The organism is Flavobacterium hiemivividum, assembly GCF_004349145.1.
Taxonomy (GTDB): Bacteria; Bacteroidota; Bacteroidia; order Flavobacteriales; family Flavobacteriaceae; genus Flavobacterium; species Flavobacterium hiemivividum.
In genome coordinates this window covers 122,696-137,851 of the sequence record NZ_SMFO01000009.1, presented here as the reverse complement: position 1 = coordinate 137,851, position 15,156 = coordinate 122,696, and the positions used below count along the sequence as shown (strand labels likewise).

The 15,156-nt window shown below is 34.6% G+C and carries 14 protein-coding genes and 1 rRNA gene; 4 read left to right on the top strand and 11 right to left on the bottom strand.

All coding sequences use genetic code 11. From position 1 onward, the window contains the following. Together E0F98_RS12370 and E0F98_RS12365 are read right to left on the bottom strand one after the other, a co-directional pair. A 16S ribosomal RNA gene (locus E0F98_RS12370) occupies positions 1-238 on the bottom strand; the annotation flags it as partial. 861 nt (positions 239-1,099) lie between these two features. After that, a complete protein-coding gene (locus tag E0F98_RS12365) occupies positions 1,100-2,335 on the bottom strand; it encodes an ABC transporter permease (protein ID WP_132111924.1) in 1,236 nt (411 codons plus the stop codon). An 86-nt stretch (positions 2,336-2,421) separates the two neighbouring features. Here E0F98_RS12365 and E0F98_RS12360 point away from each other — a divergent pair, with 86 nt between their 5' ends. Continuing rightward, positions 2,422-3,723: an exo-beta-N-acetylmuramidase NamZ family protein gene (locus E0F98_RS12360; protein ID WP_132111922.1), complete on the top strand. Its 1,302-nt coding sequence runs from the start codon at positions 2,422-2,424 to the stop codon at positions 3,721-3,723. Positions 3,724-3,732: 9 nt separating this feature from the next. On the opposite strand, the gene E0F98_RS12355 is transcribed toward E0F98_RS12360, so the two are convergent. Next, positions 3,733-4,227: a YkgJ family cysteine cluster protein gene (locus tag E0F98_RS12355; protein ID WP_132111920.1), complete on the bottom strand. Its 495-nt coding sequence runs from the start codon at positions 4,225-4,227 to the stop codon at positions 3,733-3,735. An 85-nt stretch (positions 4,228-4,312) separates the two neighbouring features. On the opposite strand from E0F98_RS12355, the gene E0F98_RS12350 reads away from it, so the two are divergent. Then, positions 4,313-5,020 carry a class I SAM-dependent methyltransferase gene (locus E0F98_RS12350; RefSeq protein WP_132111918.1) on the top strand — a complete coding sequence of 236 codons (708 nt, stop codon included), beginning with the start codon at positions 4,313-4,315 and terminating at the stop codon, positions 5,018-5,020. A gap of 94 nt (positions 5,021-5,114) precedes the next feature. On the opposite strand, the gene E0F98_RS12345 is transcribed toward E0F98_RS12350, so the two are convergent. The 8 genes from E0F98_RS12345 to E0F98_RS12310 form a co-directional block, all read right to left on the bottom strand. After that, on the bottom strand, positions 5,115-5,747 hold the full coding sequence (locus E0F98_RS12345) for a 7-carboxy-7-deazaguanine synthase QueE (RefSeq protein WP_132111916.1): 633 nt from the start codon (positions 5,745-5,747) through the stop codon (positions 5,115-5,117). Positions 5,748-5,912: 165 nt separating this feature from the next. Next, positions 5,913-7,580, bottom strand: coding sequence for a tetratricopeptide repeat protein (locus E0F98_RS12340; RefSeq protein WP_132111914.1), 1,668 nt, complete (start codon positions 7,578-7,580; stop codon positions 5,913-5,915). 22 nt (positions 7,581-7,602) lie between these two features. Then, a complete protein-coding gene (locus E0F98_RS12335; RefSeq protein ID WP_132111912.1) occupies positions 7,603-8,520 on the bottom strand; it encodes a PstS family phosphate ABC transporter substrate-binding protein in 918 nt (305 codons plus the stop codon). A gap of 3 nt (positions 8,521-8,523) precedes the next feature. Further along, positions 8,524-8,754 (bottom strand): hypothetical protein, encoded by a 231-nt coding sequence (locus E0F98_RS12330; protein ID WP_132111910.1) that lies wholly within the window; start codon positions 8,752-8,754, stop codon positions 8,524-8,526. After that, complete coding sequence (locus E0F98_RS12325) at positions 8,754-9,554, bottom strand: energy transducer TonB (protein ID WP_132111908.1); 801 nt, start codon at positions 9,552-9,554, stop codon at positions 8,754-8,756. The genes E0F98_RS12330 and E0F98_RS12325 overlap by 1 nt, the downstream gene beginning before the upstream one ends. A 34-nt stretch (positions 9,555-9,588) precedes the next feature. After that, positions 9,589-10,140, bottom strand: coding sequence for an ExbD/TolR family protein (locus E0F98_RS12320; RefSeq protein WP_132111906.1), 552 nt, complete (start codon positions 10,138-10,140; stop codon positions 9,589-9,591). Between the two features lie 18 nt (positions 10,141-10,158). Next, positions 10,159-10,770, bottom strand: a complete 612-nt coding sequence (locus E0F98_RS12315) for an ExbD/TolR family protein (RefSeq protein ID WP_132111904.1) — start codon at positions 10,768-10,770, stop codon at positions 10,159-10,161. A gap of 37 nt (positions 10,771-10,807) precedes the next feature. Beyond that, positions 10,808-11,623: a MotA/TolQ/ExbB proton channel family protein gene (locus E0F98_RS12310; protein WP_132111902.1), complete on the bottom strand. Its 816-nt coding sequence runs from the start codon at positions 11,621-11,623 to the stop codon at positions 10,808-10,810. Positions 11,624-11,999: 376 nt separating this feature from the next. On the opposite strand from E0F98_RS12310, the gene E0F98_RS12305 reads away from it, so the two are divergent. Continuing rightward, positions 12,000-13,538, top strand: a complete 1,539-nt coding sequence (locus tag E0F98_RS12305) for a helicase HerA-like domain-containing protein (RefSeq protein WP_132111900.1) — start codon at positions 12,000-12,002, stop codon at positions 13,536-13,538. 103 nt (positions 13,539-13,641) lie between these two features. Then, entirely contained in the window at positions 13,642-15,063 is a 1,422-nt protein-coding gene (locus E0F98_RS12300) for a carbon starvation CstA family protein (RefSeq protein ID WP_132111898.1), read from the top strand. The last annotated feature ends 93 nt before the right edge of the window (positions 15,064-15,156 follow it).

Here is a 15,156-nt window from a genome sequence, read left to right as displayed (position 1 = left end):
TGGGACGCATGCTCATCTTTCACCGATAAATCTTTAAATACATCTTGATGCCAAGTCATATTACTATAAGGTATTAATCCAAATTTCTCTGGGCTATCCCTTTGTGAAAGGTAGATTGCATACGCGTTACGCACCCGTGCGCCGGTCTCAAAGAAGCAAGCTTCTTCTACCCCTCGACTTGCATGTGTTAAGCCTGCCGCTAGCGTTCATCCTGAGCCAGGATCAAACTCTTCATCGTATATTATATGAGAATAAATTCTCTTTTTGTTTTTGACTGAAGGTCTAGTGGTTTTTTCAAACCTCTCGATTCTATTACTCTTTATTCTTTTGTTCTAACATCTCTGTTAAAACGGCTGTCAATTCAATATGTCTAGGAACGTGTTCTTCTTTTTTTTAAACTGAATTTATTTCAGTTTCTAACTTCAATCACCATGTAAACATGTTTCTCGAAGCGGCTGCAAAAGTAATAAACTCTTTTAATTCTCACAAGCTTTTTTTGAAATTTTTAGAAAATAAATTTTCTTTATTATTTCGTTTGCTTACCAGGATGTAAAGAACTTATTCGTTGTTGCGGGTGCAAAAGTAGCACCTTTATACCGTTAAACAATACTTTAAATTACCTTTTTTTTGATATTTTCTTAACTCAGAGTTTAACTCACTGGAAATACGCTTTTTGAAGACGAAAAAAAATCCTTACCCCGGCTCTCTCCGAAGGAGAGGGAGACTTTATAGACATAGTTTATGGGGAATTCACTGCAATCGCGGCTTTTTACTATTCCTTTACTAGCAAAATAATAAGGAAAGTACCTTTATCTTTGAACTCTTATAAAGCCTATCTAGGAGTATTGGTAGTCAAAAACCACTAATCTTTCTTTTTTAAATGGTGTTTTTCACCTCTAACTTAAAACCACGTACTTCTAACCTACTTTTGTTTGCGTTAGGGATAACAGTGGAAAGCCCACAGTCGCGATGCAACGAAGTGGAATCGAGACGAGGACTTGTAGCGGATAGCCCGACCCTTTATAAAAAAAAGAGACTACTCCTTTATATATAGGTATAGCCTCTTTTTTTTTATAATGGGGAACGCCCAAATAATCTATTAGTCGAAACGAATTGCTTTGACTGGTGAAATTTTGGTTATTATATAAGAAGGAATCAGTAATACTAAAAAACAAACACTAATGGTAAGTCCATTCAGTAATAATATGTAACCCCAATTAAGATAGACCGGAGCTTGATCGACATAGTAGTTTTCAGGATTAAGTTTGATTATCCCGAAGTACTTCTGAATTAACAGAATTGCTATTCCGATTAGATTTCCCCAAAATAATCCACGGAGAATTAAGTAGGACGCATTGTAAAGAAATATTTTCCGAATACTCCAATTGTTAGCTCCGAGTGCTTTTAATATTCCGATCATCTGAGTTCGTTCCAGAATAAGAACCAACAAAGCCACCACCATATTGATTGTAGCAACTAATATCATGACTATTAATATAACAATGATATTAAAATCGAACAATTGCAGCCACTCAAATATATAACTGTATTTTTCGATGATCGTTTTAGTATCTAATGTAGCACCTGTATGCTGATATACTTCTTCACCTACCGACTGAATATTATCAAAATCATCGACGAAAACTTCGAATGCCCCTACCTGATCCGCTTTCCATTTATTAATACGCTGAATATGGCGTATATCTCCTAACACATAGGTCGCATCGAATTCTTGAAATCCAGAATTAAAAATCCCGACGATTTTAAACCTCCTAATATTAGGCAATTTATTCTGTCCTTCTTTCATGAAAAAGGTATTAAACGGATCTCCTACTTTGAGTTTTAACCTATCTGCCAGAAATTGAGATATCACTACATCTTCATTTATCTTGTCTGAAAAGTCAGGTAATTTTCCATCAACAAGATACTCCTTTATATTGTCCCACTTATAATCGGCACCTACCCCTTTGAATACTACTCCTTCAAAAGCATTTTCGGTTCTAATTATCCCAGCCTTACTCGCTATCCCCTGAATATGACTCACTCCAGCTACAGCATCAAAGTTGGGATAAAAATTCTGTTTTTTCGAAATGGGAACTAGAGTAACTTCAGATTGATTGCTATCATAATTAGAAATAATGATCTGACCATTGAAAGCCGAAATTTTCTCCCTGATCTTTTGTTGCAAGCCAACACCAGTCGCTACTGAGATTATCATCATAACCATTCCGATGGCAATGGCTGAAATTGCAATTTTTATAATAGGTGCAGATATACTACTTTTATAATCTTTAGCAGTTATAAGTCTTTTGGCAATAAAATATTCTAAATTCAATTTGATTAAGTATCTGATTTGGATTCAAAAATACAGCTAAAACGTGAATTACGCTAATTGACACTAATTTTATTCAAATCCATTATATGAATTCACTTTTTAAAAATATCCCATCAATATTTGTTCTAGCAGTAATTTTGTTTTCTTGCTCTAGTTCAATAAATAAGAAACAAGAATTAGACCAGAGCAAGTCGAAAGATACTGCCGCGATTATTACTGAAGACACAAAAGAAGCCGCCTTACTAGATAAAGCTACTAAAACACATTCGATTAAAACCGGCGCAGACAATTATGAAGTTTATCTACCTCTTTTAAAAGGTAAAAACATAGGCTTAATTACCAATCAGTCAGGTATCGTTTTTATCGAAGAAAGTATTACAAGCCTTGCAAGAACAAAGAAGCAAATTAATTTAGTTGATTTCTTGATAGACAAAAAAATTAATCTCCGAAAAATATTTGCTCCAGAACATGGTTTTCGAGGTACTGCCGATGCAGGTGAACATATCGTCGATGGAATGGATTTAAAAACTGGATTGCCTATTATTTCGCTTTACGGCAATAATAAAAAACCAAAGTCGGAACAATTAGCTGGACTTGATATTGTGATCTTTGACTTACAGGATGTGGGCGCGCGCTTTTACACTTATATTTCCTCACTGCACTATATAATGGAAGCTTGTGCGGAAAACAATATTGAATTAATTATTCTGGACAGACCCAACCCTAACGGCAGTATCGTTGACGGACCAATTCTAGAAAAGGAATTTAGCAGTTTTGTAGGAATGCACCCTATCCCCGTTTTGCACGGAATGACCATTGGTGAATATGCAAAAATGATTAATGGTGAAAAATGGCTGAAAAACGGGATCAACTGTAAATTGACGGTTATTCCCTGTTCTTATTATAATAGAAATATGCAATACAGCCTTCCTGTAAAACCTTCGCCAAACTTACCAAATGAGCAATCGATCAATCTATACGCTAGTTTATGTTTTTTTGAAGGTACAAATGTAAGCGTAGGAAGAGGAACCGAACTGCAATTCCAAATCTACGGTTCGCCCTATTTAGCAAAAGGTAATTTTAGTTTTACTCCCAAACCAAATATGGGAGCACAAAATCCAGTTTATAATGGAGTAAAATGCTTTGGCGAAGATTTGTCAACTCAAAATCAACTGCGACAATTGGAATTGAAATGGCTCATCAAAGCCTATACTAACACCCCGGATAAATCCAAGTTCTTTAATGCGTTTTTTACAAAACTAGCTGGAACACGAAAGTTGCAACAACAAATTGAATCCGGAGTACCAGAAACCGAAATAAGAAAGAGTTGGAAAAGCGGTTTAGATCAATTTAAAAAAATGAGAAAGAACTATTTAATATACAAATAAAGTCGTTTACTACAACGGTAGCTTTTTCTTCATTTCCTCGACAATATTAAAGGCAGCGGGGCAAATTGCAACATTCTTCAAGGTAAGATCTGTTATTTGCTGAAACTTTTTTCTATCAGTGTGCGGAAATTCTCGACAAGCCTTTGGTCGAACATCATAAATCATACAGGCATTTTCATGATCTAAAAAAGTACAAGGCACGCTTTGCAGCACATAATCCTTGTCTTCATCAACCCGAAGGTATTGCTCTATAAACTGCTGTGGTTTTTGCTTCAGGTATTTTGACACTCGTTCAATATCGGCTAACGTAAACAAAGGTCCAGTAGTTTTACAACAATTTGCACATTTTAAACAATCCGTTCGTTTAAATTCAGCATCATGCAAATCTTGCATCACATAATCTAAATTTTTAGGGGTCTTCTTTTTAAGCTTATCGAAATACTTTTTGTTTCCTATATGCTTATCTTTGGCAAGTTTTCCAAGTTCGTTTAAAGTAGGTTTCAAGTTTAGATTTTAAAATTCTTTACAAAATTACACTTTTTGAACGACGAACTTTGAATAATGAATGTTGAATTTTGAAATACAAACAATGAAAGACCTTTTTGGCAGAGCCATCCTAGATTATCAAACCAATAATTCTCCTGAAGATTTAATTACAGAAACCACCATATCGGAAGAAGACGAAATGAGTGTTGCTTATTTATTTCGTTCCTATAAAGAAATGCCAAAAATGGAACAAAAAGCTTTACAGATTGCAAAAGGAAAAATCCTTGATGTAGGCTGCGGAGCAGGAAGTCATAGTTTGTACTTACAAAACGACTTGAATTTAGAAGTGACTGCAATCGACATTTCACCAAATGCAATTGAGGCCTGCAAACTACGAGGTATTATAGATGCCCGAGTTCAAGATGTAATGACATTAGAAAAGGAAACCTACGATACGATTTTACTGCTGATGAATGGCGCAGGAATGTGTGGGAAACTAAAAAATATTCCAAATTTCCTTATAAAACTAAAATCACTATTGAATCCAGGTGGCCAAATTTTAATGGACAGTTCTGATATAATATACATGTTTGATGACGATGAAGACGGAGGAAAATGGATTCCTTCTGATAATGAATATTATGGAGAGGTAGTTTTTAACATTGGCTATAAGGGTGAAAAAGAAAAACCTTTCAACTGGATGTATATTGACTATAATACTTTACAAAACGCGGCTTTCGCAAATGACTTACAAGCGGAATTAATCCTTGAAGGAGAGCATTATGATTATCTAGCGAAACTTTCAGTTTAAAGACACACACTTACTTATAGAATTCAGCTAAAAATTTAAATAAAAAAAGCCAAACAACAATTGTTGTTTGGCTTTACTATTCGATCTCAATTTTTTAAGGAATATTAAGAAATTTATGCGTCTGTAAAGAAACTCTCCATTTTGGGCTATTCATAACATAATCTACAATAAGCGGTGTCATTTCTTCCTTTTTACTCCATTCTGGTTGAAGGAACAAGATGGCATCTTTATTAACTAATTCGGCCTGTTCTTCTGCAAAAATAAAATCATGCTTATTGTGGATAATCACTTTTAATTCATGTGCATTAGCATAAACAGTTTCAGTAGGAAGCTTGTTTTTCTTTGGCGAAAGACAAATCCAATCCCAAGTTCCAGACAAAGGATAAGCGCCAGACGTTTCAATATGCACCTTTCGATTATTCTCTTTCAACTTGCGAGTTAACAAACTCATATCCCACATTAAAGGCTCTCCACCAGTTACCACAACTGTTTCAGAATATTTACTTGCATTTGCAACAATCATATCAACAGCTGTAGGAGGATGCAACTCTGCATTCCAACTTTCCTTAACGTCACACCAATGACAGCCTACATCACAGCCACCAATTCTAATAAAGTATGCCGCCGTTCCAGTATGATACCCTTCACCTTGAATCGTATAAAACTCTTCCATCAAAGGCAACATAGCTCCTTTATTTACTTCTAATTGTATTTCTTTTGATAACATTTTTGTAATTTAAAGTGCAAAGATAGTTAATTAGAAAAGGACTTAAATTAATAATCGAGAAAGGATGTTTTAAAATCCCTTTAGCACAATAAAAAACGATAAAAAAAGACATCAAAAAACCCGATAGCTTTTCAGCTATCGGGCTCTTCTATTTAGCAAACTTGACTACTTAAGTAAATTAAGTGATTGTGTTGCGTAAACATTCGTTGGGTCAAGTGCTAGGGTTTTAGCAAAAAATTCTTTAGCCTTAGCTTTATCAAAATTTGCATATCCTGCAGCCATAGAGTTGTAACACTCAATTAATTTAGCCTTAACAGCTGGCTTCGCTAATTCTTCAGGTCCTTTCTTAGTAACGAGATCAATATATTGTTGGTAATATTTAATCATCGCTTGATCATCACCTAACAAACTATTTGTTCTAGCACGAGAAAGATATACGTCTTGAGTATCAGGTGAAGCTGTAATTACATTTCCATAAGCAATATCAGCTTTTCTCAAAGCAACAGTATCTTTTACAACACCAGGTTGTGCGTTATCAAAATAAATAGCATTACCTAAATAATAGTTGTCATATAAGAAACCGTTAGATTCATTGTTAGAAGTAGCAATTTCTAAAATCGCAGCTGCTTCTTTATATAATTTTTGCTCATAAAGGTTCTTACCTACTTCACCAAGTTCGTTCGTAACTGATTTTTCGATTTCAACCGCTTTTCTAATAGAAGCAAGTCCTTTTTCAAAAAGTACTGGATCTACAGAAGCACCATCTGCACTAGTTCCTTTTTTTATTTGGGCCAAACCTAAATACATATGATCTAAACTAATCACCTTATTTGATGGGTTAGCAATATAATCAGTTAAAGATTTAATTGCTAAATCAACATTATTATTTTGGTAAGCAGAATAACCTAAATAACGATAGATACGAGGATTTACCTGATCAATCTCTTTCATTTTATTTGCTTCAATTTCTAAAGCTTTGTAATCTTTAGCAAGAATTAAAAAGTCAGCATGACGCATACGAGAATCTAAAGAATAGTCAGTCAAAGACATGTACTTTTCATAGTGACCTAACGCCTCTTTCAAGTATTGGTCTTGTCTTCCTGGTACGTTAAGCGCCCATAAATAATAAGTCTCAGCTAACTCACGGTGCAACGGACCATAATTAGGATTAGTAGCCATAACATCACTATATGCTTTTACCGCTTCGGTATATGCCTTAGCTCCTTTTAACAAAACACCTAATTGCACTTTTGCTCTAATTAAACTGTTGTCAGCTTGAAAAGCATTACGGTAATTGGAATAGGCTTCATTCTGGTTTTTATCACCATAATAAGCATCACCAAAAGCTAAAAACACTTGTGGCTCTTGACCATTTTTTTCTTTAGCTAATTCTAAAGTTGACAGCGCTTGTTTATAATCCGGTTTTGTAGAATTCATGTAAGCTCTTGCTACATAAACATATTCTTCAAAATCTTTTCTTTTCATTTCTTTGATCGCTGCATCAAAGTTAGCCTTTGCAGCTGCAGCTTTTCCATTGTCAAGATCTAATTGACCAAGTCCAATATAATTGAAATGCGCATCATTTTTAGCTGACAAACCACTTTTGTATGTCATTTGAGCAGAATCTGCTACATTTTGATATAAATACACGTTCCCTAATAGGAAAAATGCTTTTCCTTGTCCTGGATCCGATTTTACAATTGATTTCAAAGTTACCTTCGCATCTTGGTATTTTTCGGCGTCAATTTCCTTTTTAGCTTGATCAATGTTTTGTGCATAACTCACTGTCATTCCGGCCAACAAAGCAACTCCTAGAATTCTAAATTTGTTCATTTTAACTTTATTTAATTTATTCTTATTCATTTTCTTTCTTTGATTTGGTTATAAATTCTACTTTTCTTCCAGGTATACGTATAGGTAATAGTCCTGCTTTCAAAATAATCCTTTGCCCAATATCCCCAGCAACAAATGAAGCAAACCCCATTCCTAAACCAGAATATCCCTGACAATTAATTATATACAAATCACGTGCCAAAGGGTATTTACCTTCTGCTAAATTGTTTTGTGTAGGCGCCACAAACTCCTGACTACCTTCTCCTTTAACGCTTAACACATTAATGTTTTTAATAAAATCAGCCATGTCAGGCGAGGGTTGATACAACCAATTGAGACCGACAACACCTATCATCCCATCATTTTCAGATACAAACTTAACAACATCTTTGTTCGTTTTAAAAGAGAAAACTCCTTCCTTCGGCATTTCTTTAATACCTGCCAACTCGCTCATGTAACGCATGGTACTAGAATTTGGATTATCAAATACTAACCCTTTAATCCCCTTTTGTGATTTACCTTGCATAAAAAGAATAACGTCTTTTAAAGCTATTAACGTATCATTGTTGTTTTTATTTGAAATAAAAGCGATGGCATCACTACCAATTTTAGTTGTTTTAGGTTTAATTTTTAATTGCTCAAAATATTGAACCTCCTCATTATTCAATTTTCTAGATAAAAGAGCAATTCGAGAAGTGTCTTTTAGGAATGCAAGCATCACCTCTTTTTCAGACCTAGATTCCAATACAATCTCAGCCTTATAACGACTTTGAAAAACAGAAATCTGATCTTCCATTAGGGGTTGTAGCGTTTCGTCAACGAGTATAGTTGTTGTTCCTTTAAGAATAGTTTCCTTATTTTCCTCTGATTTCTTACAACCAATAAATAATAACGACATTAAGAGCACTACTACAAACCACTGCTTAGCAAAATTTATCATAATCTAATCTTTATTGTCTTTTATAATTCGAATCGCTCTTATAATAGAATATACGATAAGAAGCACCCCAAATGCTATTCTATATTCCATAGCCATATCAAGCGGGAAATTACTCATAAATATAATAAATAGTCCCAAAACAAAATAAACTACAAAAAACAAAATTGCCATAACGAGAAGAAATCGCTCTTTAAGCGATTTCTTCTGCATGTTTTTCACTGCTTGTTCTAACATTAATCCGCTGTTTGAATAGTAATAGGAAGAGAGTACAATACCCTAACCGGTTTTCCATTTTGCACACCTGGATTCCATTTAGGACATTTACTTAAAACTCTAATAGCTTCTTTACCTGTCCCGTAACCAATATCTCTTAATACTTTGATATCTGTTAATGAACCATCTTTTTCAACTACGAAAGTAACATAAACTTTACCTTTAAGACCTTCTTCTTCTGGAGCACGATAGTTTTTCCCTACATAAGAGTAAAACTTATCCATACCACCTGGAAATTCAGGTTTTACTTCGATACCAGCTGTGTTATAAATTTGATTGTCATCAGCTTCTACCACTTTAGTTGGTCCAGTACCCACTGGAGCAACAGTTAAAACTGCATCTGGATCTCCTTTAATTGTTTCAGCACCAATCTTTTTTTCTTTGATCTCGACAATTTTTGGTGGCTCTTCAGTCACTTCTTCTGCCTTAGCCACTACTGGCTTCACAAACTTAACCTGATCCACTTTTGGTGGTGGCGGTGGTGGTGGTGGAACATTTAACTTAGGCTCTTCTTTCTTCTTTGGAGGTAGTTTTATCGCAGTGATTTTAATATCTCTGTCCATATCTTTCTCTTCTCCTTTAGGAATTAAGTCCATGATTAGAGGAGCAGCAACAGCAACACTAAAAAATAAGGCTCCAATAATTAGCGCTTTAATAGTAGTTTTTCTATTGGTTCTCCTCAATTCATAAGCTCCGTAAACTTTATTACGTCCTTCGAATACGATCTCAAGCCATTGATTTTTTAATATGTCTAATTTCATTTTTCTTAATTATTAGGTTATTAAGAAAACAAGATTACTCTTGTTTTCCTTCTAACAATTTTTGTTCTTCAGGAGAAAAATCATTAACAATAGTATAGGTCGGAACGTCAGAAATTGCCATCTCATCTAGTATATCAATTACATTTCTATAATTTGCTTTCTTACTAGGCTTGATAATTACAATCATACCTTTGTCTTTATTTCCTGTATACTCAAGTACTGACTTCTTTCTTGATAGAATTTCCTTTCGTATACCATCTTTACCATATGGTAATTCTTTTGGACCTGCAATAGGAGTAGCCAACAAACCAACGTAGTAAACTAACTTATTATCAGCACCTAACATAATTGTCATAGTACGATTTTCGTCCACTTTCATATCCACGTTATCTTTGCTAGGATCTTTATCTGGCAACCCCAAGTTCATCGATTGAGGTTTAGACAACGTCGTGGTAAGCATAAAGAATGTGATTAATAAGAAAGCTAAATCCACCATGGCAGTTAAATCTACCTTTGCGTTAGCTTTTTTAGCTCTTACTTTACCACCTTTTTTGCCTCCACCGTCACCGGTATTTAATTCAGCCATTTTAGTGTCTTTTTTTTATTAAAAATCTTTTCCTCTTAAACCAGTAACCAAACTAAAGCTATTGATTTTTTGATCTTGCAACATATCCATCACTTTTCTAATGGCTGGATACTCTTCTTTTGCATCACCTTTAATAGCGACCTGCAATTCTTTATCGTTTACCTCTATATTTGCAATACGTGCATTATAGATCCATTCTTTCAATTGATTATCAAGTGAATCTGCAGGAATACCAGGTTGCCCTGCTTTACTTCTATCAGACGCTTTCATATCAATGATTTGTTTAAGATTAAGAAGCGGCACACCAAAATCATCCATCCTTGAAAATACTTCCTTATCTTGATCAGAAAAAGTTACATCGTATTTCTCACCCATTAACTCTAAGGTTCTAACTCGAACTTCTTTTCCTTTCAAATCAAAGAAAACTTTTCCTTCTCCTACAGTTAAAGTAGCCAAATCAGTCTCAGGCAATTTTGTCTGAACCGTTGAAGTAGGTGTATCTACAGGCAATGCTTCAGGAATCTTAGCTGTTGAAGTCATTACAAAGAAGGTAAGCAATAGAAATGCGACATCACACATTGCGGTCATATCAGTAGACCCCGCATTCTTTTTTATATTTATTTTAGCCATTCTTTTTGTTTTTTATTTGATATAAATATCAACCTAATTATTGCTTCAAACTTCCTCTGAATCTTCTGTAAGTATTTACAATTGATACAGCTGCCTCATCGATAGAGTAAGTCAAGTCATCAATTTTAGAAGTAAAGAAGTTGTAAGAGATAATTGCAACAGCAGAAGTTCCAATACCTGTAGCAGTATTAATAAGTGCTTCAGAAATACCAGCAGCAAGAGCAGCTTGATCAGGAGTACCAGCAGCAGCTAGTGCACCAAACGCTTTAATCATACCCGCTACAGTTCCTAATAATCCAACAAGAGTTCCTAATGAAACTAAAGATGAAATAATTGTCATATTTTTTTGTAGCATTGGCATCTCAAGAGAAGTTGCCTCTTCTATTTCTTTGTGAATAGTCTCAGCTGCCTCTTCACTATTAAATCCTTCTTTCTTAACTGCTTGGTATTTTACAAGTGCAGATTTAATTGCATTTGCAACAGATCCTTGTTGTTTATCGCAAGAAGCAATCGCCTCATCAATCTCACCTTGTTTGATACTTGCTTGTATCTTTGTCATAAAAGTATCTAATTTAGTTTTACCAGCTGCTTTAGAGATAACGAAAAATCTTTCGATAGAAAAAACAAAAACCATTAACAACATTCCTAATAATACCGGTACAACCGCACCACCGTGATATACTTGACCTAACGTGTTCAACGGAATTCCATCAGGATTTCCACCTTCAAAATTCGCAGGGTTACCCATGATAAATTTCCAGATTAATACACCCACACCAATACATGCTAAAATAATCATTCCTGAAACCATTCCTCCACCGTTTGAAGTGTTTTCTTTTTTAACGTTTGCCATTTTTTTTAATTTTAATAGTTTTAAATAATTTTATTTTTACTTATAATAAACTTGTAGTCCCGCAAATTTATATTTTTAGTTCAAATAAAAAAACTTTTTTTAATTTTATTACAATTTAATTTATTCAAAATAAAACAAGATTTTTTTGATACAGCTATTTTACTCAATATCGTTAAACAAATTTACTATATTTCAACATAAAAAACATCAATTTATGAATTATTGACACAATACATCAAGAAATGAAATTTAATATACATATTTAAGTTTTTTCACTATTAGCAATAAAAAAGGAATAAAAATACAGTAACTTCCAAAATTACTTCGTTTAAAAAATTAATAATATATTGCAGCTAACTTTAACAATATCAATGTTATGACTAAAAAAGAAGAATTTAAACAACATATTACTAAAGGCTACACCTCTAAAGGCGAAAGCATTATCTTAGGAGGAGCTATTCTTGATGGAGAAGCATTAACCGATGCTCATGTTAAAATTCCATTAAAAACGCTAAATAGACACGGCTTAATCGCTGGCGCAACCGGTACTGGGAAAACTAAAACTATTCAAGTTCTATCTGAACAGTTATCCTCCTTTGGAATTCCAGTACTAATGATGGACATAAAAGGCGACTTTAGCGGCATTGCCAAAGAAGGTGAAGAGAAGGCATTTATTACGGAAAGACATGCCAAAATAAACCTCCCGTACAACGTTTCTAAATTTCCTGTAGAATTATTATCACTATCTGAACAAAGCGGAGTGCGACTGCGTGCCACTGTATCAGAGTTTGGACCTGTTTTATTTTCGCGGATTTTGGATCTTAATGATACTCAATCCGGGGTAATGTCTGTTCTATTTAAATATTGCGATGACAACAAAATGCCTTTGTTAGATCTGAAAGACCTAAAAAAAGTCATCAATTACATCACCGAAGAGGGAAAAGAGGAAATAACGAGAGATTATGGCAAGATTTCAACTTCGACAACAGGAATCATTTTTAGAAAAATAATTGAACTAGAACAACAGGGAGCTGAACTCTTTTTTGGCGAAATGTCATTTGATATTAACGATTTAATGCGAATGGATGAAAACGGAAAAGGTTATATCAACATCATCCGACTGACAGATATTCAAGATAAACCAAAATTGTTTTCGACATTCATGTTAAGCTTATTAGCAGAAATATACCAACAAATGCCAGAAAATGGCGATTCAGAACAACCTGAATTGGTTATTTTTATTGACGAAGCACATTTAATTTTTAACGAGGCTAGCAAAGCTCTACTTGAACAAATCGAGACTATTGTAAAGCTAATTCGATCAAAAGGTATTGGAGTTTACTTTGTAACCCAAAACCCAATGGACGTTCCAAGCGGAATATTGGCACAATTAGGTCTAAAAATACAACATGCTCTGAGAGCTTTTACTGCCAAAGACCGACAATCCATTAAGCAAACTGCAGATAACTACCCTACTTCAGAGTACTACGAAACAAGTGAAGTGTTGACCAGCTTAGGAATTGGAGAAGCCTTAGTTACCGCTTTAAGCGAAAAAGGAATTCCAACTCCTCTTGTGGTCACCATGATACGAGCTCCAATGAGCCGCATGGACGTTTTAACCGAGAGTGAAATCCAGGAAATAAACACTAAATCAAAATTAGTAAAGAAATACAGCGAACTTATCGATCGTGAAAGCGCATACGAGATGTTAAATAAAAAGATAGCTGTTATAGATGCCGAAATCGCCAAAGAAGAAAAAGAGAAAGAAGAGATTAAAGTAACCGTACCCAAACAAAGGCAAAACACTACAGGCACAGTTAGCGGTACAGTAACAAAATCTGTTTTAAAAGTCTTGACTAGCGCCACCTTTATAAGAGGAGCATTAGGGATTTTGTCGAAAATCATGAAAAAATAACATAATAAATAATAAAGAATTAAAGGAAGACTTACTTGTTTCTTATAAATAGCCCTACCTTGATCCCTTTAAATTAATTATAATAACCCCACACAACATCATAATGATTACATTTATTACAGCCATAGTCTTACTCGTATTGGGGTATATCTTTTACGGTAAATTTATTGAAAACATTTTTAAACCAGATCCTAACAGAGCTACTCCAGCCTACACTCACGCAGATGGAGTAGACTTTGTTCCTATGAACAGCAATAGAAATTCCTTGATACAAGTTTTAAATATTGCAGGAGTCGGACCTATTTTCGGACCAATTTTAGGCGCTTTATACGGTCCAGTAGCCTTCCTTTGGATCGTTATTGGCTGCATTTTTGCTGGAGCTGTCCACGATTATTTAACGGGAATGATCTCGATCAGATATGGAGGAGCTCACTTACCAGCCTTAGCCTCAAAATTTTTAGGGAAATCCTTCAGTCACATCGTTAATTTCTTTACCGTTCTACTGCTTCTTTTGGTGGGAACTGTTTTTATTTCCGCACCGGCAAGCATGATAGATGACCTTATAGGTAAAGATTTAAATATGTTTACCTTAATTGTACTCGCTATTTTCGTCTATTACATCATAGCTACAATTTTACCAATTGATAAAGTTATCGGAAAAATATACCCTATCCTTGGACTTCTATTATTATTGAGTGCCGTCGGTGTCGCAGTAGGGATGTTTATGTATGGAAATCCAATTCCTGAATTGACGCTAACAAATATGCATCCGAAAGATATCCCATATTACCCCGTAATATTTTTAACGATTTCGTGTGGTGCTTTATCAGGATTTCATGCAACCCAATCCCCTATAATCGCCAGAACCATTAGAAATGAGAAAGACGGTCGTAAAATATTCTACGGAATGATGATTGTAGAAGGAGTTATCGCGATGGTATGGGCTGCAGCGGCAATGAGCCTTATGAGCGGAGAAGGACTTAGTACTTTACTAGCAACTGAAGGGCTCCCTGGAGTAGTTCATAAAATTGCAACTGTATTTCTAGGAACCATCGGTGGCACAATTGCTATTTTAGGGGTTATCGTTTTACCTATAACTTCTGGAGACACCTCTTTCAGGGCCGCAAGAATGATTATTGCAGATTACCTGAAAATTGATCAAAAGACACTTAGAAATCGTTTTATAATTGCAATTCCACTTTTTGCAATTGCCTTTATTCTAACTAAAATAGATTTTCAACTTCTTTGGAGGTATTTTTCTTGGGCAAATCAAAGTATATCCGCAATTGCGTTATGGATTGGAGCAGTTTATTTGTACCAAAGAAAAACCCATTATATCGTTGCCTTAATACCTGCATTTTTCATAACATCAGTCCTTGGGTCTTATCTTTTTTATGACCCTACAATAGGTTTTGGGTTAGACATCATAACTTCAGATATAATCGGAATTGTGATTGCTATTTTAACAACAATTCTGTTTTTTGTTGTCATGAAAAACAATAAGGAATTACCCGCAAGCGAATAATTGGCGAAACATTAGAATACCTTTCAATCCTAAAATTGATTCCTTTTATACTTGATTCAATAGCGATACTAAAATTAGCAACTAGAATCGATT

Coding starts and splice junctions, on each gene's coding strand:
- E0F98_RS12360 (WP_132111922.1), top strand. CDS start 2,422: ATGAATTCACTTTTTAAAAATATCCCATCAATATTTGTTCTAGCAGTA.
- E0F98_RS12350 (WP_132111918.1), top strand. CDS start 4,313: ATGAAAGACCTTTTTGGCAGAGCCATCCTAGATTATCAAACCAATAAT.
- E0F98_RS12345 (WP_132111916.1), bottom strand. CDS start 5,747: ATGTTATCAAAAGAAATACAATTAGAAGTAAATAAAGGAGCTATGTTG.
- E0F98_RS12340 (WP_132111914.1), bottom strand. CDS start 7,580: ATGAACAAATTTAGAATTCTAGGAGTTGCTTTGTTGGCCGGAATGACA.
- E0F98_RS12335 (WP_132111912.1), bottom strand. CDS start 8,520: ATGATAAATTTTGCTAAGCAGTGGTTTGTAGTAGTGCTCTTAATGTCG.
- E0F98_RS12330 (WP_132111910.1), bottom strand. CDS start 8,754: ATGTTAGAACAAGCAGTGAAAAACATGCAGAAGAAATCGCTTAAAGAG.
- E0F98_RS12325 (WP_132111908.1), bottom strand. CDS start 9,554: ATGAAATTAGACATATTAAAAAATCAATGGCTTGAGATCGTATTCGAA.
- E0F98_RS12320 (WP_132111906.1), bottom strand. CDS start 10,140: ATGGCTGAATTAAATACCGGTGACGGTGGAGGCAAAAAAGGTGGTAAA.
- E0F98_RS12315 (WP_132111904.1), bottom strand. CDS start 10,770: ATGGCTAAAATAAATATAAAAAAGAATGCGGGGTCTACTGATATGACC.
- E0F98_RS12310 (WP_132111902.1), bottom strand. CDS start 11,623: ATGGCAAACGTTAAAAAAGAAAACACTTCAAACGGTGGAGGAATGGTT.
- E0F98_RS12305 (WP_132111900.1), top strand. CDS start 12,000: ATGACTAAAAAAGAAGAATTTAAACAACATATTACTAAAGGCTACACC.
- E0F98_RS12300 (WP_132111898.1), top strand. CDS start 13,642: ATGATTACATTTATTACAGCCATAGTCTTACTCGTATTGGGGTATATC.